This is a genomic window from Bacteroidia bacterium, from assembly GCA_033391075.1.
GTDB lineage: Bacteria > Bacteroidota > Bacteroidia > J057 > J057 > JAWPMV01.
Window position 1 is genome coordinate 4,259,729 of the sequence record JAWPMV010000001.1, and the last position, 26,385, is coordinate 4,286,113.

Here is a 26,385-nt window from a genome sequence, read left to right on the forward strand (position 1 = left end):
TTGAAATAGGCGGAAATCCTCAAATCATGGCTACTTTTAGAATTGTTCTTTATAAGGATAATTTAGGGCATCTTTTACATATAGTCCTTAATTTACAGCCAAATTGATTTCGGGTGAAACCAATCCTGCTCATATTATCCATCAACATATTTCTGGGAAGCCTGATTCCCAACCTGGATTTTAGCCAGTTTTACCGCCTGGCGCAGGTACGGCATCATTATCTGGAACATATTGAGGAGGGTAAAGCGGAAAGCGATGATTTTCTGGAATTTATCTGGTTACATTTCATCAATACCCAGGAGCACCAGGAACCCAATCACGAGGACGATCATAAGAAATTACCCTTAAACTCCCTGGACCTCAGTCAGAGTTTGACCCTGTTTTTTGTTATTCCCAATAAGAGCTTTCAGGCAAGTACGGTATTCCCCTATAAGGAATTTGAGCCCTATTACCTTTTGCCGAAAGGATTTCCCTCTATGGTTTTCCACCCTCCGATCTAATCTCTTTTTTTTCTTGTTTTCATGTTTGTGCTGAGTACAGGACAAACGATGGTTTCATCTTGATAAAAGAGTATGATCAATCGCATCATAGAATTTTCTATAAAGAATAAATTATTAACGGGCCTCATGGTGTTGGGCCTTATCGCCTGGGGGATTTTTTCCCTCGGCAGATTGCCAATAGATGCCGTTCCGGACATCACAGACAACCAAATCCAGGTGATCACCACTTCCCCCTCACTGGCTGCCCAGGAAGTGGAGCAATTCATTACTTTCCCCCTCGAAATGCAGCTTGGAAATATTCCACGCGTAGAAAATGTGCGCTCCATTTCGAGATTTGGGCTATCTGTTATTACGGTGGTCTTTGAGGAAGACATGGATATCTATCTAGCCAGGCAGTTGATTTCCGAGAGACTTCAATTGGTTAAAGAGGAAATCCCGGCATCTTTCGGTCAACCGGAGATGGGACCGATTACCACCGGCCTGGGAGAAATCTATCAGTATGTCCTCTATGCAAAAGAGAGTCATAAAAAGGAATTCAGCCCGATGGAATTGCGGAGTTTACAGGACTGGGTGGTGAAACGCCAACTCATGGGGATAGACGGAGTCATCGAAATCAACAGCCTAGGTGGATTTCTCAAACAATATGAAGTCGCCATCAATCCCGAAAAGCTCAAAAGTCGCAAGCTATCTCTGACAGATGTATATGAAGCCCTGGCAAACAATAATGCCAATACGGGTGGTTCATATATAGAAAAAGCCGAGCAAACCTATTTCATCCGGGGAGAAGGCTTCCTCAAGGACGAATCAGAAATTGAACAGGTGTTGGTAAAACAGGTTGACGGTCTTCCGATCCTCATTAAAGACCTGGCGAAAGTACAATTGGGTCATGCTCCCAGATTTGGAGCAGTAACCATGAATGGAATGGGTGAAGTAGTCGCCGGACAAGTGCTCATGCTCAAGGGAGAGAATGCAGCGGAAGTTACGCGCAAAGTAAAAGAGCGAATGGAACAGATCCGATCCTCTTTACCAGAAGGAGTGCTTATGGAAGCTTATCTGGACCGAACGAAACTCGTCAACCAAACAACAGAAACCGTAATTACCAACCTGATCGAAGGGGGACTGATTGTAATTTTTGTACTGGTTTTACTCCTGGGGAATCTGAGAGCAGGTCTCATAGTGGCATCCGTTATCCCCCTTTCTATGCTCTTCGCTGTATCCATGATGAATGTATTTGGCGTTTCGGCCAATCTGATGAGTCTGGGTGCCATAGACTTTGGGCTGATTGTCGATGGAGCGGTAATTATTGTTGAAGCCATCCTCCACCATTTGGGTCTCAAAAGCTTCAAGGGACAGATTTCACAGGATAAAATGGACAATGAGGTCTTTCAGGCAGCTTCAAAAATCAGAACATCTGCAGCATTTGGGGAAATAATTATCCTTATCGTTTATCTGCCGATTCTATTTTTAGTAGGTATTGAAGGAAAGATGTTTCGGCCCATGGCCCAAACGGTAGGTTTCGCAATCCTGGGAGCCCTGATTCTCTCCCTGACCTATGTGCCCATGATATCGGCCCTTTTCCTTAGCAAAAAACCTATCCAGATTGCTCCTTTCTCCCAAAAGATCATCGCTTTCTTCCAGCAATTGTATACGCCCGTTTTGGCTTTTGCTTTCCGCTTCAAAGCTATTTTCCTTCTGGCCACGCTGGGACTCTTTATCCTCAGCATGCTGACTTTGAGAAATATGGGAGGAGAATTTATCCCAACCCTGGAAGAAGGGGATTTTGCCCTGCACCAAATTCTCCCTCCAGGTAGCTCGATCGCACAAGGGGTGAAAGTTTCGGCCGAACTACAAAACATGATCCTGGATAAATTTCCAGAAGTCGAGAAAGTCGTAACCAAGATCGGAACAGCAGAAATCCCCACAGATATAATGCCTTTGGAAGCGGGAGATATTTTTGTCATCCTCAAACCTAAAAGCGAGTGGACCAGTGCAAAAAGTCGAGAGGAGCTCTTCGAAAAGATGGAAGAGGAGATGAATCAGTATCCCGGAGTTATTTATGAATTCACCCAGCCCATCCAAATGCGATTCAATGAATTGATGACCGGGATCAGGCAGGATATAGCCATAAAGATATTTGGAGAGGATCTCGGAATCCTGGCGCAAAAGGGAGAAGATGCCAAAGAAATCATGGAGGGAATAGAAGGAGTAGGAGATATACAGGTAGAACCAACAGCAGGACTTAGACAAATGTTGGTGAAATATGAACGCTCAAAAATTTCCAAATTCGGTCTGAGCATAGAAGAGATCAATCGCATCATCCGGGGGAGCTTTGCCGGGGAAAAGGCAGGAGTGATGTTTGAAGAAGAAAAACGATTCGATATTGTAGTTCGGCTTGATCCGGAATTCCGGCAAAATATTCAGGACTTGCGCAATCTATATGTTCCTCTTCCATCCGGAGGGCAAATTCCTCTGAGCGAATTGGCACAAATTGATTTCGAAGATGGGCCAACTCAGATTTCCAGAGAAAATGCCCAAAGAAGAATCACCATCGGCGTAAATGCGAGGGGAAGAGATGTAGAAAGTCTGGTTACTGAAATTAAAGAAGAGCTAGCGGAACAACTGGAACTCCCCGATGGGTATTATGTCAATTATGGTGGGCAATTTGAGAATCTGGAAAATGCCCAGGCCAGGCTGGCGGTAGTTGTACCTGTCGCACTCGCCTTAATATTCTTTCTCCTCTTCACCACCTTCAAAAGCCTGCAACAGAGCCTGATCATTTTCACAGCTATCCCTATGTCGGCCATTGGTGGGATATGGGCACTTTACCTCAGAGGTATGCCATTCAGTATTTCAGCCGGAGTAGGCTTTATTGCCTTGTTTGGAGTAGCAGTGCTCAATGGAATCGTACTACTCTCCTATTTCAATACCCTCAAAGGACAAGGGATGGATGATCTTATGGAACGTATCAAAGCAGGCACGCAAGTACGATTGCGACCTGTGATCATGACAGCTGCTGTTGCCTCTCTGGGATTCCTGCCTATGGCTGTGTCTACTGCAGCTGGTGCAGAGGTCCAGCAACCCCTGGCTACAGTCGTAATTGGTGGCTTACTTTCGGCCACTTTCCTCACCCTAATCATTTTACCGATACTATACTTTTATGCTGAAAAGACTATGAAAAGCGCAAACTCCAAAGCCAGTTTGATTGTCTTATTCCTATTGATAAGTGCTCCTCTCAGCAATTATGCACAAAGCAGCATAAGCCTGGAAGAAGCTATTTCTATTTCTCTCCAAAATGCACCCAATCTCAAAAGAGATGCTTTCATGCAGGAAGCAGTAGAGAAACTGAGTAAGGGAAGTCTGCTCAATCCTCGTACAAATCTGTTTACCAGTGGAGAAGAAATCGACAATAATTTTGACAATGGAATTCGATCTATTGGATTCATGCAAACATTCAACCTTCCCGCTGCAAATAAGGCCAGCAAAAACTATTACCAGGAAAATACCAAAAGAGCCTTTGAGCAGTTGGCCCTTTCCCAAAGATCCCTGAAACAAGCTGTACGCAAAGCTTATTATCAATGCACCTATATCTGGGAGCTAGACAGTCTTCAAAAAGATTGGCTGCGGTACTATGAAGAGTTTGCAGACATAGCTCAAATCCGATTTGAGGCTGGAGAAAGTGGAAAAATCCCTTTACTCAATGCCCAAACACGAAAACAGGAAATCCTCTTTATGGCTGAGCAGACAAGTTTGTCCAAAGACATTTCCCGGCAAGAACTCCAAAAATGGTTGTTCTCCGATAGCAGTTTTCAAGTGAAGCAGCGAAATTTCTCCCGGGTAGAATCCTTAAATTCTAGCCCAGGCCAAACTCATCCCTTCCTGAATATGCGCAAACAGGAGCTTGCCATGGCCCAGGCACAGGTGAAAGTCCAGCAAAGCAAACTCTTGCCACAGATACAGGCAGGAGGAAGATGGCAGACTATCAATGGGAATAGTCCTTTTTGGGCGTATCAAGCCGGAATCAACATCCCTTTATTCCGAAAATCCTATCGCAATTTTGTAGAGTCAGCCAGGGTTTCAGTTAAGGCGAAAGAAGCCGAGTTGAGCTATCAGGAATCTCTGCTTGCCAAAAACAGAAGCATCCTGGACCAGAGGCTACAAAGAAGCCTCCAGGCCATCAAAGTGCTGGAAGAACAATTGCTGGTCCTGGCCAGCGAACAACAAAGTATCAGTCGCGAGGCCTACCAAAAGGGAGAAATCAATTATGTCCAGTACATGCAAAGTCTGGATAAATGGATGGAGCTTAGGATGAAGCATCTCCAAAGCCTGTATGAATGGCACCTGCTCTATGCAGACTTTCTTTACCTAAATGAAGCCTAATAAAGAAAATCATGAGAATTTTACTATATATATTTATCATCATCAGCCTCTTTGCATGTGAGGAAGAAGCAGACTCACATGGACATTCACATGCTCCAGAAGCTGCAGAAGAACATGAAGGAGAAATTTCCCTTACGGCCATGCAAATGAGTAAAATCGGCTTAAAATTGGGGAGTTTTGAAGAAATCAACCTCAAAGGAGTAATCCGTGTGAATGGCGTATTGGAACTGCCTCCTCAAAACAAAGCCAGTGTTAGCACGCAGTTAGGGGGAATTGTTCAAAGAATTCACGTAAAGCCAGGTCAGTTTATCCGAAAAGGAGGGCTGCTCGCCAGCATCCAGTACAAAGAACTTCTGGATTGGCAGGAAGAGCTGGGCGTAGTTGAGGGACAACTCTTGTACATTCGTAAAGAATATGAGCGTCAAAAAGACCTAGTCGAAAAGGAGATTGCTGCTCGCAAGCAGTTTGAAAAGGTCGAATCTGAACTTAAAATAGCAGAGACTAAACGAAAAGCCTTGCGGTCCAAATTGGGTCTATTGGGGCTGAATCCGGATAAACTGGAAGGGGATCTTATCTCCAGCCTGGGACTTCGTTCTCCCATAGGAGGTTTTGTCAAAGATATCAATGTAAATACTGGCACATTCGTCCAACCCCAGGAAGTCCTCTTTGATATTGTAGACAATCATCACTTGCATATCGACCTCAAAGTATTTGAGAAAGACCTTCCCTATATCTCTTTGGGCCAAAAGATTGACTTTAGTTTGCAAAGCGATCCCAGCAAGATTATGCAAGCCAGTATTTTCTCGATATCCAAAGCCATGAATGAAGAAGACCGAACTGTCATGGTACATGCGGAAATAGATAATAAAGATGAACGCCTCATTCCGGGTATGTACATTGAAGCTCGTATAATCGTTGACGATCAAAAAGTTATGGCTTTACCCGAATCAGCCATTAGTACAGATAAAGGGCTTGACTTTATTTTTGTAAAAGAAGAGACCAGTGGAATGGAGACTCACTTTAAGAAAGTCCAGGTACTTACGGGAAAGCGAGATATCGGATATGTGGAAGCAGAAGCTCTTGAGAAATTGACGGGTAAAGAAGAAATCGTGGTAGAAGGAGCTTTTTTCCTGATGGCACAAAGCAAAAAAGGAGAAGTTGGGGGAGGCCATCACCACTAAATAGGAAAGACAGATCAAATTCAAGCTTCAAGTGCAAGAGTCGATTTACGAGAACTTGAATTTGACATTTGCACCTGGATTAATAATGCGACTTGAGCATTATTGATGAAAAGGATATACTAAAAAAAGGCCCGAATGAATGATCATTCAGGCCTTTTTTCTATTACAAAAGAAATTATTTTTCTTCGAGGATCAGCTGCACATATCTTTCCAGCCTGGCAACTTCCTTTTCATCCACATATTTGCCAATCTCTCTGCGAAATTGCTCGATATTCTTATATGGACGATATTCTTCAAACTCATGGGCCATCTTGTTTCCAACTCCGGGAATTGCCTTAATCTCAGCCTCAGTAGCTGTATTTAGATCAATTGGGACGAAAACATACTGCTCATAACGCGCTATTTCCTCATCATCTACGTATTTACCCATCTCTCTTCTGAATTGCTCGACCTTTGTGTAAGGACGGTATTCTTCAAACTCATGGGCCATTTTATCACCAACTCCGGGAACCATTTTGAATTCCGCCTCAGTGGCAGTGTTCAGGTTCATAGGAATAAAGAGTTTAGCAGCCAGTTCTTTCAAGGCCTCTTCTCCCATTCCAGCGAGCAAAGTATTCAGATCGCCTTGTGACATGATGGGCCTGGCTTCCATTACCGCGGCTACCATTTCCTCAGTAAGTCCGAGAGCGCCTAAGTCTTCTTCACTTGCCTGATTGGGATTCAAAACGGCAGCGGCTTCCATAGTTTCTTCCGCTTGAGGTGATTCCATTTCCGTTTTCTCAGCTTCTGTTTCTTTAGTAGCAGATTTTTCTCCACAAGCACTAAAGATAAAGGCCAAAGCCAATAAGCTTATAATTGCTATATTTTTAAGCATAAGGTGATGTATATAAATTTGGTTAATTATCTGTTTTAGACACGCGAAGGTATAACAATCCTATCATCCCACTGGCCAACATCGTACCGGGCGCCAGAGCAGGAGTCGCTCCTTTCAGGCTTTCCCAAATAAGCGTTAAGCCTCCCATATTGGGATACATTTCCAGTTCAAATTCAATATTTCCCTTCAAATGAAAGAAAATACCGAGCCCTGCACTGAGCATAGATAATAGCATCAGTCCATAAAAGATTTGCTCCAGTTTTTTGCTTGGGGAGGAATGAAGCCAGATGATAAGGACAGAAGAAAGCAGGATAAGTACCAGAGGTACCCATTGCCAGAAATCTTCCATGTGTTCCAATAGAAATAGTTCGGCACCAGCCCCAAGGCTGCTTACCAGAAATATTGCCAAGATGAATTTGCGCATATGCCAGGCATTTGTACCGGCAAATATATACTTATATATAATGATTCTAAATAAGGAATGAAGAATTTTTCCTCTTTAGTCTCTTTTGCGCTCCTCTTTCAGCAAATGTTCGTCTATTTCATTGATAATATCGGCTATACCGGTATAGGCCATCGGCTTGGGTATAAATACCTCAGCCCCCAACTCAAGTACCTCTTTGTGTAACTCGACATCTTCAATATCTGAAATGATCGCAACCGGAATATGTTCAAAGACCTCATGAGCTTTCAACTCAATCAGGGTTTCTTTGCCATCTTTGCCGGGCATATTCAGGTCCAAAAGTATTAAATGAGGAAGTAGGGAAAAGCTCTGATGCAATTTCTGCATGCTTTCGATAAGGGCATCGCCACTTTTAAAGCACTTTATCTGATATGTAGGTCCGTGTTCACCATTACCCAGTTGAAATAAATGTAGAAAGGCCGCATCATCGTCTGCATAAAAAATTAAGGGTAAATTCGTTTTCATTTATCTATTTAACCATTCGACATCCAAAGTATAGTTTGCCCCTATACTTGACAAGCCAACTGACATGGATGGTCTGTTTATTTCCCTGTTCCGAACTAATTGCCTCCCAATCAGAGCCCAATGCTTTTTAAAAGCTAACTCCCTCATTTTCTGAACGATTGATCAATTTTTGACCTTATTTTTATAATCGTAGCATATAGAAATATGCTATAATCTATAAATCAGGCTTGAACTGCGTTTCGGCTTTGATGGACCCACCGCCTCAGGCCCACACTCCCTTGTTCATACGAACAAAGGAGTGCGCACAGGGCCAGTATAAATAACCGAAGAGGTCCAGCGACTCTACACCACCATCCGTGCGTTGGCCCGGCAGAGCCCATTAGGAGAAGGGGCGGCTTGTGAGGCTGGCTTTGGGCTCTGCGATTTTTGCCCACTTTTTCTAAAAAAGTGGGACATAAACCTAAACTACCCTTCTTCAAAATCTTTCCCTAACAAACTAAAACACATCAATATCAAGTAAGTATGTTGCATACAGGACTTAGTGATCCCAGCGCCTCAGGCCCACACTCCCTTGTTCATACGAACAAAGGAGTGCGCACAGGGCCAGTATAAATAACCGAAGAGGTCCAGCGACTCTACACCACCATCCGTGCGTTGGCCCTGCAGAGCCCATCGGGAGAAGGGGCGGCTTGTGAGGCTGGCTTTGGGCTCTGCGATTTTTGCCCACTTTTTCTAAAAAAGTGGGACATAAACCTAAACTACCCTTCTTCAAAATCTTTCCCTAACAATCTAAAACACATCAATATCAAGTAAGTATGTTGCATACAGGACTTAGTGATCCCAGCGCCTCAGGCCCACACTCCCTTGTTCATACGAACAAAGGAGTGCGCACAGGGCCAGTATAAATAACCGAAGAGGTCCAGCGACTCTACACCACCATCCGTGCGTTGGCCCTGCAGAGCCCATCGGGAGAAGGGGCGGCTTGTGAGGCTGGCTTTGGGCTCTGCGATTTTTGCCCACTTTTTCTAAAAAAGTGGGACATAAACATAAATCACTCTCTTTCAGTATATTCCAGAAAAAAGCCCCAAAAAGCTCAAATATCCATTTACGCAAAACGTAAGACCTTTGAGGGATTCTTCATTGTAAAGGGAACCCAAAATCCTTATATTCGTAAATACATGTAGAAATCTATTTCTATGGCGAATAAACCACAAAGCAAAAAAGCCCTGGATCTAAAATCATTTTCTATTCCCATTATATGGGAAGGCGAGGATGAAGTACCGGAAATGCCCTTTCCCCCTGCAATGGAATTAGCCTTTAGTGCTGCTACCAATGCGATTTTGGGAGGTATGCAGGCGATGATGCAAGAAGGAGTAGAATCCTATTCTGATTATAGTTCCGGTAAAATTGACCAGAATCAATATACCTACAGGGTTTTTGTAAAAGGTACCCAATCAGCCATCAGGAACGGAAGTAAAACCGTTGTTGCTTTGGGTGTTAAAGAAGGGGCCAAAGTGGTTGCAAAAAAAGTGGGGAAAGAAAGTCTCAAACGTTTCGCCAAATCCAATGCCATGACCGCCATTTGTTTTGGGCTCGTAGATCAGGGAACTGATGCCTACAAGTTCAGCCAGGGGCAAATGTCAGGTACAGAATTCAAGATCAGAACCTCAGAAAATATAGGGAGCACTTCAGGAGCCATAGGCGGTGCTGCCATAGGAGCAATGCTAGGTTCTATTGTCCCCGGTTTGGGCACAGGTGCGGGTGCCGCATTGGGATATATGGCCGGAGCACTGGGAGCCTCTGGAGGAGCCAATCTCGGTAAATCCGTAGGAGAATACTTTTTCCTTGAGGATCAATCAGATAAAAAGGAAGATAGCTCCGAAAAATCCTAAAAATTCCTTTGTTAATTCCTGCAATTTATTCTCTTTCTGCTGGCTAATTTCCTAACTTACCCGCTTATACTTTCTTTGTCAGATGAATCCTGGAGAAAGAGGCTGGCTCAGCAGATTTGTATCATTTCAAAAACGAGCTCTAAGGAAAGGCGACGATGCCCTTTGGACTGAACGACTCAAACAATATTCGGGTGTCCAGCAGTATCTCTATGCCCTCCTCCAGCCTACCGGATTCATGTATGGCTATCCTACCGACTTTATCAGCAAATCCCACCGCAGAGCTAAATATTGGTCAGAAAAAGACAAAATCAAGATTCTCTTCGTCGAGGGACTGCTATATGCAGGGCTTTTTTTTCACAAAGATAAATCCGAAAAGATGGCAGATGCCCTGGATGGGATCATCAAAGACATCCGCGATTTTTACCTGGAAAATTATCAGCTCTACTCAGAAAAACCCGTCAATCCTTTTGGACGCAGAAAAAAACCCGTAGATCAAATCGAATACCTCATCGATAAGCGGATCAATATCAAGTACGACTGGCGAAACTTCTGGAACAGCTTTTTCCACAATAGCCTCCTTTTTTTCGACCTCATCTTCTTTGTTCAGTGGTTGGAAAGCCGGGACGATATCCTGAGGCAGACCCTAAAACAAAGACGACTCGATCTCCGACTGGACATCCTCAAAGTTATCGCTGCCGCTGCAAATGCTGATGCCAAAGTAGAGAAAGAAGAACGAGAACTCTTCAACTACTTTCTGCAATCTGCACGTTTGCCTGCACACAAAAAGATTAAAGCCGAAGCCTATCTGAAAAATGGGATCAAAATAGAAGAGCTCAATTTTGAACAGCTGGATGACTGGATACTTAGAAAATATTTTCTGGAACTGGCGATGTTGACAACCTGGGCAAATCGGGACCTCAATCAAATGGAACAGGACTTTCTGCGAAAACTGGGCTTATACCTGGATCTTAGCGAAGAAGAAAGAAATGCCAGCATGAATTCTGTTCAGGATTTTGTTTTGAACTATTGGGAGAAGGTGCACTTTCTACAAATCAAGCAGAACTATCGCATCGTCTCACAACAATTACTGAGACAACTCCGTAGGGTGGTAAAGGATAATCAGCGCCTCTTGGCCAAGGAAGTACAGGGCAGCCGGGAACTGGCCAAACTTCTCGCCAAAAATAGCCGAACAGAACTGTCTAAAAGAGAAAAAGAAAAAATGCGAACCCATCTCCTGGATGCATTGAAAGTAATTCCTGCTTTCGCTTACCTCTTTTTGCCCGGCAGTTTCTTAACTTTGCCCCTCCTCCTGCGGGTGCTTCCGGAATCAGTTTTATATCCGGCAGCAGCAAGGGCAGAGTTGGAGGAAGATTCTGACGAATAATTATGGCCATTCATATACTCAGATTGCATGAGATCAGCTCCGAAAGTCCGGACGCTGCCAGCCTCCACTTTCAGCAGGCAAAAGTTGATCGCATCCATTTTTTACCCGGTCAATTCATCACCCTGAAGGTAGAAATTGAAGGGAAGATTTATTTTCGCTCCTATTCGATAAGCAGTGCCCCTCGACTGGATGATGTCCTGTCTATTACGATCAAAAGAGTAGCAGGAGGCCTGGTTTCCAATTATATCCTTGACCACTTCAAAAGTGGTCAATTGGTAGAATTCCTGGCTCCCAAAGGTCGCTTTATTGTTGAGAATTCGATCAAAAACGAAAGGAGACTCATCCTGATCGGAGGGGGAAGTGGTATTACTCCTCTCATGTCAATCCTTCGTTCCACCCTCTTCAATGAACCCAAAAGCAGGGTAAGCCTCATTTATGCCAGCAGGGATGCAGAACATATTATTTTCAAAGACAAACTGCAGGATCTGAAAGGGAAATTTGGCGAAAGATTGGAAGTCCATCACATCCTGAGTCGGGAAAACAAGGAACTGGCTTTTCCCTATCATAAAGGCCGCTTGAATACTAAGTTACTTGATGAAATACTCGAGGGAATCAATCCTGAACTTGCCCGAGATTATTTTCTTTGCGGCCCTACAGAATTGATGGAGCTGGTTCATACTCATTTATTGGAAAAAGGAATCCCAGAAGAAGACATTAGGCAGGAAAAATTTCTGGCTAGCGAACAGGATATCGAAAGTCAAATTGATTATAGTGCCCCATCTGTAGAAGTCCTAGTCTGGATGGGAGGCACCCAATACAACATCAAGGTACCTCCGGGTTCTACGGTGCTACGGGCAGCTATTGACCTGGATATTGATCTTCCTCACTCCTGCCTAAGAGGAATTTGTGCATCCTGTATGGGAAAATTGGAACAAGGGGAGGTGAATATGCTTAATAATGAAACGCTCCTGGATTTTGAAGTCGAGGCTGGAAAAGTTCTGGTCTGTCAATCCCAACCAAAAAGCGAAGATGTAGTTATAAGAATGGGCGCCGATTCAAGCACAGGTTCTTCCTGATGGAAAAGCTGTAATTTTTAATATTTAAGCGTATTTTTGCCCATCAAATAAATTAAGGCCCGAAAATCACATTATGATACAAACGGATATATGTATAATTGGAGCAGGACCTGTAGGTCTTTTTGCAGTTTTTGAAGCAGGTCTCCTCAACATGCGTTGCCACCTGGTTGACGTATTGCCTCAGACAGGAGGACAACTCTCAGAAATCTACCCCAAGAAACCCATATATGATATTCCCGGCTATCCTTCTATCCTTGCCGGGGAGCTGGTTACAGAATTGGAAAAACAGATTGAACCTTTCAAACCCACCTATACCCTGGGAGAGAAATTGATGAAGATGGATAAGCGAGGGGACCGGGACTTTTTATTGGAAACAGATGAAGGGACTCAAATTGAATGCAAGGTGGTAGTTATTGCAGGAGGATTGGGCAGCTTCGAACCCAGAAAACCTGCTTTGGAAAACCTTGAGAAATTCGAGAAAAGCAAAGGGGTTCATTATATGGTAAAGGATCCTGAGCATTTTCGAGGAAAAAAACTGGTACTTGCCGGAGGAGGCGATTCGGCCCTAGATTGGACGATGTTCCTTGCCGAGATAGCGGAGGAACTCACCCTGGTACACAGAAGGGAAGCTTTTAGAGGAGCTCCTGATTCCGCAGCCAAAGTTCAGGAACTTGCGAAGGAAGGCAAAATCAATCTCGTACTCAATAGCCAGCTAAAATCCTTGCAAGGAGGAGATCAGCTGGAGTCCGTCATAGTCAGCAGCAAAGGCAAAGAAGATGAGGCAATTTCTTGTGATTATTTGATTCCCCTATTTGGCCTGAGCCCCAAATTAGGTCCTATTGCTGATTGGGGATTGAATGTAGACAAAAGGGCGGTAGAGGTGGATACCCGAGACTACTCCACCAATGTGGAAGGAGTATATGCTATCGGTGATATCAATACCTATCCTGGCAAACTGAAATTGATCCTTTGTGGCTTTCATGAAGCAGCTTTGATGGCACATAGCGCCTATGCCTATATGAATCCTGATAAAAAGGCAGCTACCCTTAAATACACTACAGTTAGTGGAATTTCAGGCTTTGAATAAACAAAAATTTACTAAATCAGTATTTAGCATATATTTACCTGCAGACATCTAATTTCTGCATTTTGACTTTAAGGATTATGATAAAAATTCAAGTAGAAGATACAAACGGTGACAAAAGAGAGGTCAGCTTCGAAGCCAATCCATCCAGCAATCTGATGGAGGTTTTGACAGAAGAGAAATTTGATGTTCCTGCAATTTGTGGGGGCATGGCTGGTTGTGGAACTTGTCATATTGCCGTTCTCATAAATGCCGACAAACTTGATACTCCGGATGATGACGAAGAATTTATGCTCGATTCTCTTCCCAACTTTCAGGAAGGAAGTCGTTTGTCTTGTCAGCTTCCTTTAACGGATGCCCTGGACGGAATGGAGATCAAAGTTCTCGGAGACGGTTAGTATCTCAATATACTATCGACAAAGCCTTGCGGATGTAAACATCTGCAAGGCTTTTTTAATAGTTGAAGCTCCCTTAGGTCAAAATTCGCATCAAGCATCCTAATATTAGCCTCAATTATTCCCATTTCTCAAATAAAACATTTCGAGTTCTAGGTCCCTGACTCAAGCGGAAGCCTTTAATTTGTTTCTCTTCATCCCTCAAGAATCGGCATTCACTGAGAAAAGCAGAAGGAGAGTTAAAAATATCTTCTGAATCCAGGCTTAGCTCTATATTTCCAATATTGGGGGCCGAGAGATATAAGATATCTTCCTCTAAAATAAGCTGATAGAGTATCCGTAACTCAGGACTATAATAATAACCGCTGAACTCATCTAATGATATTTTTTCCGGATCAAATACATCAGCTCCTTCTACCGGCTCTATTCTTTCCATTTCCGACAATAGATCTTCTCCTCTGCTTACAATTGCTTTCTGAGCTTTGCCTTCTGCAAATTCAGAAAAGCTGATTCTGACATTTAATGCTTGTAAATGAAATTCATGTTCACTTAAAACCTTGAGGGTATGCGTACCCTGCCCGCTGGGTTCTGCCGTCAGCTTTCCCTCTTCAATCCTGAATACAACTGTTTCTTCCTGATTAAATTGAAAGCTTCCTGTATATCTCTCCAGAATTTCCTGACTCAAAATCAATTCCTCTTCTTCTCTGTCTTCCACTGGGCTTTCCTCTGGAGACTCTTCCTTCTCTATATATTCGTCCAGGAAAATGGGAGGAATGTGGCGCGAAATCACATCTACAGGATTTAAATCTCCCCAGTTTGATAAAACAATAAGGGAGAATTTTTGATCCGGGAATCGAGCAATATTTGTTTGAAAACCCGGATGGGTATAGCCAGAATGCTCAATCATCCGCAAGCCTTTATAGCTTATCAGATTTTGTCCAAAACCATAATTTATCTCTTCTCCATTATTCAACTCTGATTTCCGCTCCATTAATTGAAATACACGACTATTTCCTACTTTCTTCTTTTCGAAATTAAGCACCCATTTCACCAAATCATCTGTCGTACTATAAACGGCGCTGGAACCAATAAGGGCCATACCGTTTTCCTGCCTATAGGCAAGTTTTCCATCTTGAAAATAATAAGCAGTAGCCCGATTTTTAATTATCTCATCCGGATTATCATTCGCAAAACTGAACTCCATTTCTAATGGATCAAAAATATTTAGCTGCATCCAATCGCGATAACTTTCACCCGTAACTCTTTCCACAGCGATAGCCAAAAGGATATAGCCTGTATTCGAATAACTATGCTCCTCACCAACAGGGAAATTTAGTTCTTTTTGGAAATTCAATGCCTCTAATACCAAATCTGCAGTAGCTTGCTCTCCATATCCTTCTCCAGATTTAAATACGCCCATAGAAAATAATCCTCCTACCCCTCTCAAGCCACTTTTATGATGTAAAAGGTCTTCGATCGTTATGACTTGATCAAATATTGGGAGTTCAGGAATATGCTTTCGAATATCATCCTCCAGCTTCAATTTCCCCTCTTCGATCAGCATGGCAATAGCCATACCCGTAAATTGTTTGGCAAGTGAGGCGAGATCAAATACAGATTTTGATGAAAGGGGAATCTGGTATTCCAGATTGGCCAGGCCATAGGCCTTTTGGTAAACACATTTTCCATCCTGTACGATCGCTATGGCTAATCCGGGACTTTCTTCTCCTTTTGTTCCTTCCCAAAAACTGAAGAGCTCCTCTACTTTAGCTACTTTGGATTTGGCAGAGGCTTGAAGCTTTATAACCTCCAGTTCATAATAACCGGACTTTTTTTCTTTGGGGAAAGGAGAAATCAGAATCTTATACTCACCTGATGATTCTGCATGGATCGGAATAAATTCTCCGGCTATTCCATTATCGTCAAAAACATCTACTTCTGTACCTGAAGGGTCCTGAACTGACACAATGATATCAAACTCATAGCTCATGGATGACGCAAAGAAAAACATTCCTTCCTCCAGAGAAATCTTGTACTCATGGGTTTCACCTGGATGCAACTTTTTTTTCTCAATAAATCCCTTTCTAAGGACTTCTTGTCCCCATCCAGCCTTACAGAAAAACAGCAGGCAAAGGATCAGAAGATTTCTTAATTGAAATTTGTGCTTATTCATAGGATAGGATTATGGGTTAAAATTGGTCAATAAGAATCCTGTCACAGAATCCAGAAAAATTGAATCTGAGTATATATCTCCCTCTTCCTCATCTCCAGGAGAAAAGGGATTTTCTACATGCTTTATATGTCGAGTCTATTTCATTCCAGGCGTAATATATGGTCAGAAACATAATCAGCCCCTCCGGTGATAATTTGTCCCTGCGGAAGACTTCGGGCTGTTACATACACATCATAAATATGAGCAGATTTATAGCCGGGCTTCACCCGAATCTTTAAAACTCCATTTATTACTTTTGTCTCAATCAGCTTGATTTTATCTTCAAAAGCTTTCACTATAACGCGATCTTCCTCTCCCACTCCCATTACTACCCGGATTTTACCGTGAACATTTATTTGAGAAAAACCGCTCAAGTTTCGATTTTCTTCTACAATCCTCTTTGTCCTGCCCGAATGTTTGAGTTTACCCTTTGAAATAAGTTCCTGAATATTATGGCCTTTCTTTGTCAGATTTTTGATCTGAGAAATTGGGATGTTCCATTTTTTCAGGCTCAGTAAATCTCCCAGGCTGGGATTGAGGAATCCGGCATTTTCTATTTCTTTAAGGTACCTTTTGCTAATTCCATAATGGTGAGAAAGGATTAGTTCCTGAATCGAATAGTCTTCGAATCCCAGAGATTGAAATAATTTTATATATGAAAGCTGAACCCCATTCAGGTATAACTGGCTGACTTCTCTAAAAGAAAAACTTCCTCTTCTCAATTGACTTATGTTGTTTAAGTAGCTTTGAGATAGGCCATGATCGATGGCGAGCAGAAATTCTTCTTTCTCAAATTCCAGAAATCCCCCTTGCTGAAGTGTCAGCAGAAATTCGTTTGTTATTCCACTATCCAGAATCCTGTGATATGTCTGATCCTCAGGAGAAATCGATCTAAAAGCCTTAAATCGCCTGAGCAAATTCAAATCCAGTTCAGAGTTTACTGAAGATCTGTAATTCCCCTCAGGAATCTGTTTTGATAAAGGTTTAACTCCTGCCATTTCCCGAAGCTGAGGAGATAGAAAGGAAGGATTTTCCAAAGCAATAGCTGAAGGCTTGATTTCAAGTTTATCTTCCCCTAAATAAATCTCCTGAGGATCTATTCCTTCAATTTTTGAATTTTCAGAGCGCATCTCCAAACTCCCTCCTTCTAGCGATTCATCCATCTTCTTTCCATATCCTCTGGCAATTTTTTGAAGAGAGTCATTTGTATCTGAAAACAGTTTCCATCCCTCTTTCTCAGGAGAATTAAAGAGTAGAGAATTGGGAGAATTTTCAAACTGAAATTCCTCCGAGTTTTTAGAGGCATTCAGAAAAAAAATACTGCTAATAAGGGAAAAAAACACCAGAACATATTTCCAGGAAGAACGAACTTTTGATCGGGGCCTATTCATCATAGAAATCCGCTTCTTCAGCATAGAGCTTGAATAATTAGAAACCAATCCCATCTTTTTCTGCGGGAGAGACACACTTAAAAGGCTCAACTGATAGCTCTGTGTTTCCTGCCCCATATCAAGCACGCCCTGGTCTGTTAGGAACTCAAGATTATCTTCCAGAGAATTTCTGAGTAAATAGGCGAAGGGATTGAACCATTGAAATACAATCAATAATTCAGCAAGCATAAGGTCCAGGCTATGCTTTTGTTGTATGTGAATGGATTCATGAGAAAGAATTTGAGCATATGTCTTTTCATCATACAACTTTGGGTTTACAAAAATTATGTTCCAGAATGAGAAAGGAGCCATATCCTTAGGGAGGTAAATGATCTTATTACCTTTAACATGGTTTATTTCGCTCTTTCGAATAGTGAGCATAATTCCATATAGATGAAATAACCATCTCAAGCCGAAACCAATTAGTCCCAAATAATAGACCAGCCAAATAAGGCCTATAAACCCGGGAATCAGGCTTGAATCTTGCCCTCCTCCATCATACTCACTCTTTTGTATTTCTTTTTCTGCCAGGGTGCTTTCATTTAACTCTACTATAGACGCTTCTAGCTGAAAAATGCTCTCCTCTATTGAGGTAGAAAGATTGTGAGCTTCTGGTTCTGAATTCCAAAGCTTGATCTGCCAGTTGGGAGGGATATGAAAGATGGGAAGTAGCAGGCAAAGACAGATACCTATTAAGAGAAGGTAGCGATTCAGCCTAAAAAAGGTGAATTTTTCTAAGAGGAGTTTGAATAAAATGAAACAAACTCCTACTAGCAAAGAGACATGTAAAACATAAGGTATCATGATTCTTTGTTTTTAATCATTCTCAAGATCTCTTCCAGTTCCTCAGGAGAAATTTTTTCTTGCTTTGCGAAGTGTGCAATCATTTTAGGGTAAGAATTATCAAAATAAGTCTCCAGAACATCTCCTACGGCCGTATTCTGATAAGAATCTTTGGAAACAAGCGGGAAATAACGATGCGCCTGTCCAAATGACTCATGGTCTACAAAGCCTTTTTCCTCAAGAATTCGGATGGTTGTTGATACTGTATTGTAGTGAAGCTTGGGTTCTGGCAGGTCTTCTATAATCTCTTTTACGAATGCCTTCCCCATTTTCCACAATACCTGCATCAACTGTAATTCACGTGCCGTTAGCTTTTTCATATATCAGCTTTTCCTTAAACTACACAATAATTATGTTTACAGCAACTATTTTATTAGTTATATAAACTAAATAATTAGTTATAAGCCTTTTTACTTCAAACTTTATTATACATTTTCAGGTTTTAACTCAAATAGCAGGGCCTTTCTATATAGCTTTGGTTTTTATGAACTCTACCCAGAAAAATTCTTTATTTCTCAAGTCAGATAGCAAATCTGATGAACTCTGGCAAAACATGCAGCAGGAATTGGCCAGAGCTGTTCATGATAAAAAGCATCCTTTTCGGCTGGCCGTTTTGGGAAGTCAAAAGCAGGAAGGCATCGGATTGAGATACATAGTACTCAGGGAACTGAGCAAAGCCGGGAGTATGCTGTTTTATACAGACGCACGCAGCCCAAAAGTCGCCGAGCTCCAGCAAAAGCCTGCTTCCAGCTTACTATTTTACCATCCACAGAAAGCTCTGCAAATAAGAGTCACGGGTAAGATGTTGATTCATCAGAAGGATTCTCTCTGTAAAGAACATTGGAAGCGTATCCAGGGCATTGTACGCAGAGCCTATACCCCTCATATCCAACCGGGAACAGTCATAGAAAATCCAGAGGCAGCTCATGTATGGCCAGAAGATATGACAGATGAATATTTTGCTATTCTTGAGTTTATTCCGGATTCTTTTGATCTCCTTCAATTGAATCGACTTGAACACCTCAGGCTTGAGTTTAGGAAAAAGAAAGAGGATTGGGAAGTGAATTGGCTGGCTCCCTGAGTTAGGCAGTTTTAAATGCAAACTTCACCAACTCCCCTAATTCTACATAGTCCAGGGTTTTTTCATCTGTTGCTTCCAGAACAAGTTGTGGGGCACAACCAGCTTCATAAGCTTCTGCCCACCTTGGAGCACACAGGCACCATTTATCGCCTGCTTTCAATCCGGCAAATCGATACTCAGGTCGGGGAGTAGAGAGGTCATTCCCTTTGCTTTTGCTAAATGCCAGAAATTCATCCGTCATAACCGCACAAACGGTATGGACACCACGATCTTCCGGACCTGTCTCACAGCAACCCGTTCTATAAAATCCAGTCATAGGATTTGTACTACATGGGATCAATTCTTCGCCAAATACATTTTTTGCCATTGGAGCTACTTTCTGAGGGGGAAAATATATATGTGAATTAAGAAAAAGAGAGGATAAAGAAATAGGATGGCGAATTGGGAACCAATGCTTTAAGCAGAAGCCGGAGTTTCTGCCTGATCGGCTTTATTTTCCTGTCTTTGTTGATCTCTACGTCGCCATTCTGAGTGCAGGTAAACGCGAATAAAGGCGTCTTCGCCTTTTTTGGTCAGGGAAGCACTTACAATACGATAGATCATTTGGAGATAGTAATCTATCTTCTGATCCTCATCTCCTTTATAATAAATCTCGGCATCCATGATCCAGCTATTCAGGATTACCAGTACACTATGGGCGAGCATATCATAATGCCCTTCCCAGTCCTCTACTTTCAGGTAGCCTTCACGGATCAGGAAATCATAAATCTCTCTACATATCGCCAGACGAACCTGGTATTGCTTGCGGGCATGGCGACGGATGTGCTCTGATTTTCGTGCCAGGAGATTAAGATCAAGAAATACGAATTTGTATTTGTAAAGTACTTCAAGCATTCCCCGCAAACTCCGTATAAAAAAGTCAAAACTGAATATCTCCGCCCGCAATTTGGCGACCTCTGTATCCAGCTCCGTTTGCATACTCGCATAGAGTTGCATAATGATATCATCCTTTTTGGGAAAGTGGTAGCAGAGGTTCCCATAGCTAATGTTCATGGCATCGCTAATATTCCGACTGGATACTGTACTTACACCATCGTTGTTGAACAACTCTCTAGCGGTTTCCAGTATTTTGTCTCGGGTTTTCATACGCTACGCTTTTCACTTTTAACGAATATACAAATATAAAGAAAACCCTCCATAAAGGAGGGCTTACACTACAATCGTACTTACAAACCTAAAGAAGTGTCTTATATATCTTAGTTGGTAACTACAACCAGGTACTTGGAAGTCTTCCAGAATCTCTCAGGATTCGTAATTTCAAGACTTGCAATCTCTTTTCCTTCTTCGTTCAGTACATAAGAGTCAGAAGGATGACTGGTCAATAGTTTCGCTTTTTTCGTATTCAAAGGAATAGTCTGGACTTCTGTGATGTCGATTTTGGTGAAAGCACCATCATCAAAGTTGCTATTCAGTCTCTTGCTATTCATTACCGCTTTGTCTTTCAACTCTTTGCTACTTCCCATTACAAAGAAGGCAGTGTTAAGAGCGCTAGTCTGATCTTCAAGTTGCTCAAGTTGCTCACCGATCTGAGATTCCTGTTCTGCTATTCTGGCAGTCTGCAAATTGGTTTCCTCAGTAAGGGTGCGAGTTACCTGATTCAGGGTGTCAACTTTACCATTAAGGCTTTCTACTGTAAAGCTCATAGTGGCCAGTTCGTCTTTCAAGGTAGATACTTCCGTATCTCTTTCTTCCAATTGCTTCTTCAAACGAGAGATAGAAGCCAGGTATCTGCGGTTGTTACGCTCTGATTTTTCAACTTTAGCAGTCAAATCATCAATCAAAGTACGGTTTCTGTCTAGCAGGTCATTGATCATCTGAATGTCTGATACAATTTGATCTTTAGAAGACTTTCTCAATTCAGGATCTTCTGCACTCATTTCGATCATCTGCTCTTTCTCTTTGATCACTGCAAGGTTCTCTTCAAACTCATTAAAAGTTGAGATGAAATCATTCATCAATGAGTCTTGCATTTGATTTTGATCTGCAAGCTCTTTATTCTCTTTTTCAAGTTGGTCAAGTTTTGCCTGATTACAAGAGAACAATAGAGTCCCCGCTACTAACATTAAAATTACACGCTGTGTGATTTTCATAATTTTCATTTTTAGATAAATTTCTTTGTCTCTTTGTGTTGTTGTACCAATAGTTGGCAAGGGACATACCAGAAAATTAACTAATTGAAAACCAGACTTTTATCATTTTCACCCCCTCCTTATTTTTCTCATTTTGAGAAAGCCATTTTCATATTGAGAAAATGCTGGGACTTTTGAGAATAATATAGTTTCATATCCTGCTTTCTCTCCCTGCAGATAAGGTTCCGCTTTCTTTCTTAGCAGACTTTTTGGATAGCTGGGGTAAAAACTGGGTAAATTTTGCGCAAATGGTCCAAAGAGATAAATAAATAAGAGAAAAAGTAAAAAATTTATTGATAAATTTGAGTCCTCACCAAAGTCTCGTGAAGAATGCCTGCACAGAAGATCGTGCATTCCTTGCCTAAACATGATGGATATTGATACATCGGCGCAATTGACCGATGTCTATCCTGTTCTTTGACATCTGGACTTTTTACACCTCATACATCTCTTACTACCCAGAGTAGCTAAGAATTTTCCACAATACCTGCATACAGCCACAGCGCCTGCACTCGCAACCCAATCCCAAACTCCCCCATGGCAATTCTTCTTCTAACTCATTCCATTACTTAATCGCAGGAAGTATGAAAACATCAAACTTTATAGTCTTAATACTCCTTTTTGCTCTAATTATTCCGGAGTTAAAGGCACAAGTACCTCAAGGAATACCTTTTCAGGCAGTAGCCAGGAACAATCAAAGCCTCCTGAGCAATCAAAGCCTGGATATAAGATTTACAATCCTGGAAGGCGGAAATGACGTCTACCAGGAAACTCATGGAGTCCAAACCAACCAATACGGACTCTTTACTGCTATCGTAGGAAGAGGTCAAAAAATCACCTCTCTCGATTTCGCTGACATTAATTGGGGAAATCAAGCGCATTTTTTAAAAGTTGAAATATTTTTCAATGGTGTCTGGGAAATTATAGGAACCAATCCGCTGGAAAGTGTTCCGTATAGCCTTTTCTCCGGTGAAGCACATACGCTTTCCGGTGGTCTGGATAATATCTCCGATGTTGTTGCACCCGCTCCTTTTGATGGAGATATTTTAAAATGGGACGCAGATCAATCCAAATGGGTCTCCCAAAGTGGCAGTGCCGGTTCTGCAAATGCAGGTAGCGGAATCCGAATCTCAGCGGATACCATCTATAATACCGGTGATACCCTGGCTGATGATGATATTTTAATCGGAAGCCCTGCTCAAGGAGATTTGGATGGTACCTATCCCAATCCGCAGGTTACCGGGCTATGGGGCAGAGATATTTCCTCTGATGCTCCCACTATTGGCTATGTACTCAAGTGGAACGGTAGCGAATGGGATCCGGCACCCGATGATGGAGGAAGTGGAAGCGGGGTGAATATAACCCCTCGATTTAGTGGAGATGGAAGCGTAGGCAGCCCCTTAGAACTGGCAAAACAGGATGCAGCTATAGAACAAGTTCTGAAATGGGACGGCTTTGCATGGAGTCCTGCCAATGATTCCATCAATACCCAACAGTTATCTATTGCTGGAACTATCCTTAGCCTTTCCAATGGAGGGGGTTCGGTCAACTTACCTTTCGTCAGCTATATTCCCGGTGCAGGCATCCGCATTGTAGGTAGTATCATCGAAAACACGGGCGATACCAATCCCAATGATGACATTACTACCCTGGATCAGGCGCAGGGCGATCTCAGTGGCTTTTTCCCCAATCTTACCGTTGTAAGATTGAATGGTGATCCTATTGAACCCACTCGACCCAACAATTTTCAGATTCTAAAATACGATGGAGGGAGATGGAAACCGGCCGAAGATGAAATCAATGATGCGGATGCAGATCCGACCAATGAAATCCAAACCCTTAGCCGCAATGGCAATGACCTCATTCTCTCTAATGGAGGAGGAACCTTAACCTTACAGGGATATTTAGCAGGCCCTGGCATCACCCTGGCAGCGACTGGAAATCCCAATGTAACAAGAATTGTAAATTCGGGAGATGACAATGCCCAGGATGATATTACCAATATCAGTCTGGCTCAGGGAGATATTAGCGGAACCTTTTTCAATACACGCCTGAGCTTTTTGCAGGGGAATATCCTCTCTGCAGATTCACCCAATCCCGGAGATGTCTTGAAATTTACTGCAGGAGGATGGGTACCAGGAACCAATAATGACGCAGATGCCAATCCTTCCAATGAATTGCAGACCCTCAATATTGTCGGAAATCAATTGTTTCTCTCTCAAGGAGGAGGCACAGTTATTTTACCGGATCCTCCAATTTATACCGGTGGGCCGGGCATTAGCATACAAGGAAACATCATCACCAATACGGGAGATAGAAATGAATCAGATGATATAACCATTAATTCCGTTGCGAATGGGGATCTTTCGGGTTTTTATCCGGGACCCGTGGTAGAAAAAATACAGGGATATAAAGTCTCGGATTTACCACCATCCCCTAACCAAATCCTCAAATGGACCGGAAATATTTGGGCGCCTAGCAGCAATTACGATGATGATCCCGGCAATGAATATCAAAGCCTCAGTCTAAGTGGAAATGACCTCAGTATAGGCCCTAGTGGAAATACGGTAAGCCTACCCGAATATACGGCCGGAAATGGGATAGATGTCATCAATAATGTCATCATCAATACCGGAGATAGAAATGAAAACGATGATGTAAAAATAACTTCTTCTGCACAGGGAGATGTTAATGGCACCTTCAATAGCCTTATTGTTACAGGCATTCAAGGTTCACCCGTAACTAATTCGACCCCCAGTTTTGCAGGACAAATCCTGAAATGGGATCAGGCCCAAAGTCAATGGGTACTGGGCTTCGATGAAGGGGAAGTGTACTCCGCAGGTTCAGGCATCAACATTCTCAGTGGAAATATCATAGAAAATGACGGGGATACAAACCCCAATGATGATGTATTGAAATCTGATGTGGCTGGGGGAGACCTTTCTGGAAATTATAATAACCTCACAGTGGTTTCACTTAGAGGTTCTGAAGTTTCCAGCCAACCACCCACGACTCCGGGACAGGTATTGAAGTGGACAGGACTCGCATGGGAAGCCGGTCAGGATCAAGGCACAATCTATACTGCTGGAAATGGAATCAATATTACGGGTGCCAATGTGCTGGTAAATACCGGAGACACCAATCCCAATGATGACCTAAAGAAAACGGATATGGCCGTCGGGGATGTTTCAGGAACCTTCGACAATCTTTCAGTAACACATATACGAGGTTTTGAATTAGCCAATACAGCTCCGCTACCCGGAGAGGTATTGAAATGGAATGGTAGTCTTTGGGAAGCTTCTCCCGATTCTGCTCAGGATGCCGACGGAGATCCTAATAATGAATTGCAAAATCTGAGCATCTCGGGTACGGATCTAAGTTTATCCAATGGAAATACAGTAGCTCTCCCCTATTTCGCTGGGAATGGAATCCAACTTTCCGGTGCACAGATCATCAATACTGGGGACCTCAATCCCAATGATGATGTAAACAATAATGACAATGCAGGAGGAGATGTAAATGGCAATTTCAACAACCTTCAAGTAGTACAAATTCAGGGAAATGCGGTTTCAGCAGCCACTCCTGCACAAGATGGACTCGTATTGAAATGGGATGCAACTAATGCAGAATGGTCTCCGGCTCCGGATGACACCCTGGAACTCATTGCCAGTGCGGGTTTGGCCATTACCAATAATAACATCCGCCTTACCAATACAAGCGTTACTCCGGGTACCTACGGTTCCGCCAGTTCAGTTCCAGGATTGACCGTTGACAATAAAGGAAGAATCACAGGTGTAACAGAGATTCCTATCACGGATGAGAATACGACCTATGCTGCCGGCAATGGCTTGGACCTTTTGGGAAGCACTTTTCAATTGAATAATACAGGAGTAAGTGCAGGCAATTATGGAAGCAGCACCCTCATTCCCAGTTTCACCGTGGATGCACAGGGCAGAATTAGCAATGTAAGTGAAGTCGCTTTCACCGATAATAATACAACCTATACGGCTGGAACCGGATTGGAGCTAAATGGAACTACCTTTGATATGAGCAGTACAGGCGTAAGCGCAGGAAGTTATGGTTCAGCTACGCAAGTACCAATCATCGATGTAGATGCCCAGGGTAGAATCAGTAGTATCTCTACCGTAGCTGTCTCAGGAGGAGGCGGTGGCCCGACCTATACTGCAGGAACAGGCATCAATATCAGTGCGGGAAATGTTATCAGCAATACAGGACTCCTCAACAGCTCTAATGCAGGAGGAGATGTCAGCGGCACCTTCTCTACTTTAAGCGTAGATAAGTTGAAAGGAGTTGATATTTCTACAGATGCACCTATACAAGGGCAGAGTCTGCTTTTTGATGGAACGGAATGGAAGCCCGATACCCTGAGTTCTCTCAATATCAAAGTTGAAAGCGACATTCTCCCAAATACGGATGACACCTATAATCTCGGTAATGCAACTATGCGTTTCAATACCGTCTTTGCCACAGTAGGGACCATCAATACCTCTGACCTTCGAGAAAAGAAAGAGATTGAGGATTTATCCTACGGAATGGAAGAGATTATGCAATTAAGGCCCGTCTCTTTTGAGTGGAAAGATAAGCGCTATGGGGGAAGGAAATTGGGGTTGATTGCCCAGGAGGTGAATAAGGTAATCGATGAAGTCGTTGTTACCCACAAAACTTCCTTTGATCCGGAAACAGGAGAGATGATTCAGGAAGAACTGGATCGCTACGGAGTCTTTTATGCAGATCTACTTCCCGTCCTCATCAAGGGGATGCAGGAACAAGAAGTCAGAATAAAAGATCAGGAGGAATTGATCAGGGATCAGGAAAAGATGATAAAAGAGCAGGGGGATTTATTGGAATCCCTGGCTAAAAGACTGGAACAGCTCGAAAAAGCTGTAAAGAGATAATTTCAAATTACTTCCTGTGTAAA

The 26,385-nt window shown here is 42.6% G+C and carries 19 protein-coding genes; 10 read left to right on the top strand and 9 right to left on the bottom strand.

The window, feature by feature from the left end; translation table 11 throughout:
* Window positions 1–113 precede the first annotated feature (113 nt).
* The 3 genes from R8P61_16925 to R8P61_16935 all read left to right on the top strand — a co-directional run bounded on the left by R8P61_16925 (window position 114) and on the right by R8P61_16935 (window position 6,058).
* Window positions 114–500 (top strand): hypothetical protein, encoded by a 387-nt coding sequence (locus R8P61_16925; protein ID MDW3648754.1) that lies wholly within the window; start codon window positions 114–116, stop codon window positions 498–500.
* 72 nt (window positions 501–572) lie between these two features.
* Window positions 573–4,877, top strand: coding sequence for a CusA/CzcA family heavy metal efflux RND transporter (locus tag R8P61_16930; protein ID MDW3648755.1), 4,305 nt, complete (start codon window positions 573–575; stop codon window positions 4,875–4,877).
* Window positions 4,878–4,888: 11 nt separating this feature from the next.
* Window positions 4,889–6,058 carry an efflux RND transporter periplasmic adaptor subunit gene (locus R8P61_16935; GenBank protein ID MDW3648756.1) on the top strand — a complete coding sequence of 390 codons (1,170 nt, stop codon included), beginning with the start codon at window positions 4,889–4,891 and terminating at the stop codon, window positions 6,056–6,058.
* A 175-nt stretch (window positions 6,059–6,233) separates the two neighbouring features.
* Here R8P61_16935 and R8P61_16940 read toward each other — a convergent pair whose 3' ends face one another.
* From R8P61_16940 to R8P61_16950, 3 genes are all read right to left on the bottom strand, one after another.
* Entirely contained in the window at window positions 6,234–6,932 is a 699-nt protein-coding gene (locus R8P61_16940) for a helix-hairpin-helix domain-containing protein (GenBank protein MDW3648757.1), read from the bottom strand.
* A 22-nt stretch (window positions 6,933–6,954) separates the two neighbouring features.
* Window positions 6,955–7,356, bottom strand: a complete 402-nt coding sequence (locus R8P61_16945) for a hypothetical protein (protein ID MDW3648758.1) — start codon at window positions 7,354–7,356, stop codon at window positions 6,955–6,957.
* Between the two features lie 75 nt (window positions 7,357–7,431).
* A complete protein-coding gene (locus R8P61_16950) occupies window positions 7,432–7,860 on the bottom strand; it encodes a response regulator (GenBank protein MDW3648759.1) in 429 nt (142 codons plus the stop codon).
* Window positions 7,861–9,056: 1,196 nt separating this feature from the next.
* Here R8P61_16950 and R8P61_16955 point away from each other — a divergent pair.
* From R8P61_16955 to R8P61_16975, 5 genes are all read left to right on the top strand, one after another.
* Entirely contained in the window at window positions 9,057–9,752 is a 696-nt protein-coding gene (locus R8P61_16955) for a hypothetical protein (GenBank protein MDW3648760.1), read from the top strand.
* A gap of 82 nt (window positions 9,753–9,834) precedes the next feature.
* On the top strand, window positions 9,835–11,136 hold the full coding sequence (locus R8P61_16960; GenBank protein MDW3648761.1) for a hypothetical protein: 1,302 nt from the start codon (window positions 9,835–9,837) through the stop codon (window positions 11,134–11,136).
* 2 nt (window positions 11,137–11,138) lie between these two features.
* Window positions 11,139–12,212 (top strand): ferredoxin--NADP reductase, encoded by a 1,074-nt coding sequence (locus R8P61_16965; GenBank protein ID MDW3648762.1) that lies wholly within the window; start codon window positions 11,139–11,141, stop codon window positions 12,210–12,212.
* Window positions 12,213–12,285: 73 nt separating this feature from the next.
* Complete coding sequence (locus R8P61_16970) at window positions 12,286–13,299, top strand: NAD(P)/FAD-dependent oxidoreductase (protein MDW3648763.1); 1,014 nt, start codon at window positions 12,286–12,288, stop codon at window positions 13,297–13,299.
* Between the two features lie 77 nt (window positions 13,300–13,376).
* Window positions 13,377–13,694: a 2Fe-2S iron-sulfur cluster-binding protein gene (locus R8P61_16975; protein MDW3648764.1), complete on the top strand. Its 318-nt coding sequence runs from the start codon at window positions 13,377–13,379 to the stop codon at window positions 13,692–13,694.
* A 115-nt stretch (window positions 13,695–13,809) separates the two neighbouring features.
* Here the strand turns inward: R8P61_16975 and R8P61_16980 are convergent, their stop codons facing one another.
* The 3 genes from R8P61_16980 to R8P61_16990 form a co-directional block, all read right to left on the bottom strand.
* Window positions 13,810–15,864, bottom strand: coding sequence for a serine hydrolase domain-containing protein (locus R8P61_16980; protein MDW3648765.1), 2,055 nt, complete (start codon window positions 15,862–15,864; stop codon window positions 13,810–13,812).
* Window positions 15,865–16,004: 140 nt separating this feature from the next.
* Entirely contained in the window at window positions 16,005–18,137 is a 2,133-nt protein-coding gene (locus R8P61_16985; GenBank protein ID MDW3648766.1) for a M56 family metallopeptidase, read from the bottom strand.
* A complete protein-coding gene (locus R8P61_16990) occupies window positions 18,134–18,496 on the bottom strand; it encodes a BlaI/MecI/CopY family transcriptional regulator (protein ID MDW3648767.1) in 363 nt (120 codons plus the stop codon). Before R8P61_16990 ends, R8P61_16985 begins: the two co-directional genes overlap by 4 nt.
* Before the next feature lie 164 nt (window positions 18,497–18,660).
* Here R8P61_16990 and R8P61_16995 point away from each other — a divergent pair, with 164 nt between their 5' ends.
* Window positions 18,661–19,257, top strand: a complete 597-nt coding sequence (locus R8P61_16995) for a pyridoxamine 5'-phosphate oxidase family protein (GenBank protein MDW3648768.1) — start codon at window positions 18,661–18,663, stop codon at window positions 19,255–19,257.
* A gap of 1 nt (window position 19,258) precedes the next feature.
* Here R8P61_16995 and R8P61_17000 read toward each other — a convergent pair whose 3' ends face one another.
* From R8P61_17000 to R8P61_17010, 3 genes are all read right to left on the bottom strand, one after another.
* A complete protein-coding gene (locus tag R8P61_17000) occupies window positions 19,259–19,624 on the bottom strand; it encodes a DUF2237 domain-containing protein (GenBank protein MDW3648769.1) in 366 nt (121 codons plus the stop codon).
* An 89-nt stretch (window positions 19,625–19,713) separates the two neighbouring features.
* Window positions 19,714–20,403: a TetR/AcrR family transcriptional regulator gene (locus tag R8P61_17005; GenBank protein ID MDW3648770.1), complete on the bottom strand. Its 690-nt coding sequence runs from the start codon at window positions 20,401–20,403 to the stop codon at window positions 19,714–19,716.
* 110 nt (window positions 20,404–20,513) lie between these two features.
* A complete protein-coding gene (locus R8P61_17010) occupies window positions 20,514–21,407 on the bottom strand; it encodes a hypothetical protein (protein MDW3648771.1) in 894 nt (297 codons plus the stop codon).
* Between the two features lie 623 nt (window positions 21,408–22,030).
* Here R8P61_17010 and R8P61_17015 point away from each other — a divergent pair.
* Window positions 22,031–26,362, top strand: coding sequence for a tail fiber domain-containing protein (locus R8P61_17015; protein MDW3648772.1), 4,332 nt, complete (start codon window positions 22,031–22,033; stop codon window positions 26,360–26,362).
* The last annotated feature ends 23 nt before the right edge of the window (window positions 26,363–26,385 follow it).

Excerpts from the sequence above, each read along its gene's own strand:
- R8P61_16930 (MDW3648755.1), top strand. The coding sequence starts at position 573 with ATGATCAATCGCATCATAGAATTTTCTATAAAGAATAAATTATTAACG.
- R8P61_16935 (MDW3648756.1), top strand. The coding sequence starts at position 4,889 with ATGAGAATTTTACTATATATATTTATCATCATCAGCCTCTTTGCATGT.
- R8P61_16940 (MDW3648757.1), bottom strand. The coding sequence starts at position 6,932 with ATGCTTAAAAATATAGCAATTATAAGCTTATTGGCTTTGGCCTTTATC.
- R8P61_16945 (MDW3648758.1), bottom strand. The coding sequence starts at position 7,356 with ATGCGCAAATTCATCTTGGCAATATTTCTGGTAAGCAGCCTTGGGGCT.
- R8P61_16950 (MDW3648759.1), bottom strand. The coding sequence starts at position 7,860 with ATGAAAACGAATTTACCCTTAATTTTTTATGCAGACGATGATGCGGCC.
- R8P61_16955 (MDW3648760.1), top strand. The coding sequence starts at position 9,057 with ATGGCGAATAAACCACAAAGCAAAAAAGCCCTGGATCTAAAATCATTT.
- R8P61_16960 (MDW3648761.1), top strand. The coding sequence starts at position 9,835 with ATGAATCCTGGAGAAAGAGGCTGGCTCAGCAGATTTGTATCATTTCAA.
- R8P61_16965 (MDW3648762.1), top strand. The coding sequence starts at position 11,139 with ATGGCCATTCATATACTCAGATTGCATGAGATCAGCTCCGAAAGTCCG.
- R8P61_16970 (MDW3648763.1), top strand. The coding sequence starts at position 12,286 with ATGATACAAACGGATATATGTATAATTGGAGCAGGACCTGTAGGTCTT.
- R8P61_16975 (MDW3648764.1), top strand. The coding sequence starts at position 13,377 with ATGATAAAAATTCAAGTAGAAGATACAAACGGTGACAAAAGAGAGGTC.
- R8P61_16980 (MDW3648765.1), bottom strand. The coding sequence starts at position 15,864 with ATGAATAAGCACAAATTTCAATTAAGAAATCTTCTGATCCTTTGCCTG.
- R8P61_16985 (MDW3648766.1), bottom strand. The coding sequence starts at position 18,137 with ATGATACCTTATGTTTTACATGTCTCTTTGCTAGTAGGAGTTTGTTTC.
- R8P61_16990 (MDW3648767.1), bottom strand. The coding sequence starts at position 18,496 with ATGAAAAAGCTAACGGCACGTGAATTACAGTTGATGCAGGTATTGTGG.
- R8P61_16995 (MDW3648768.1), top strand. The coding sequence starts at position 18,661 with ATGAACTCTACCCAGAAAAATTCTTTATTTCTCAAGTCAGATAGCAAA.
- R8P61_17000 (MDW3648769.1), bottom strand. The coding sequence starts at position 19,624 with ATGGCAAAAAATGTATTTGGCGAAGAATTGATCCCATGTAGTACAAAT.
- R8P61_17005 (MDW3648770.1), bottom strand. The coding sequence starts at position 20,403 with ATGAAAACCCGAGACAAAATACTGGAAACCGCTAGAGAGTTGTTCAAC.
- R8P61_17010 (MDW3648771.1), bottom strand. The coding sequence starts at position 21,407 with ATGAAAATCACACAGCGTGTAATTTTAATGTTAGTAGCGGGGACTCTA.
- R8P61_17015 (MDW3648772.1), top strand. The coding sequence starts at position 22,031 with ATGAAAACATCAAACTTTATAGTCTTAATACTCCTTTTTGCTCTAATT.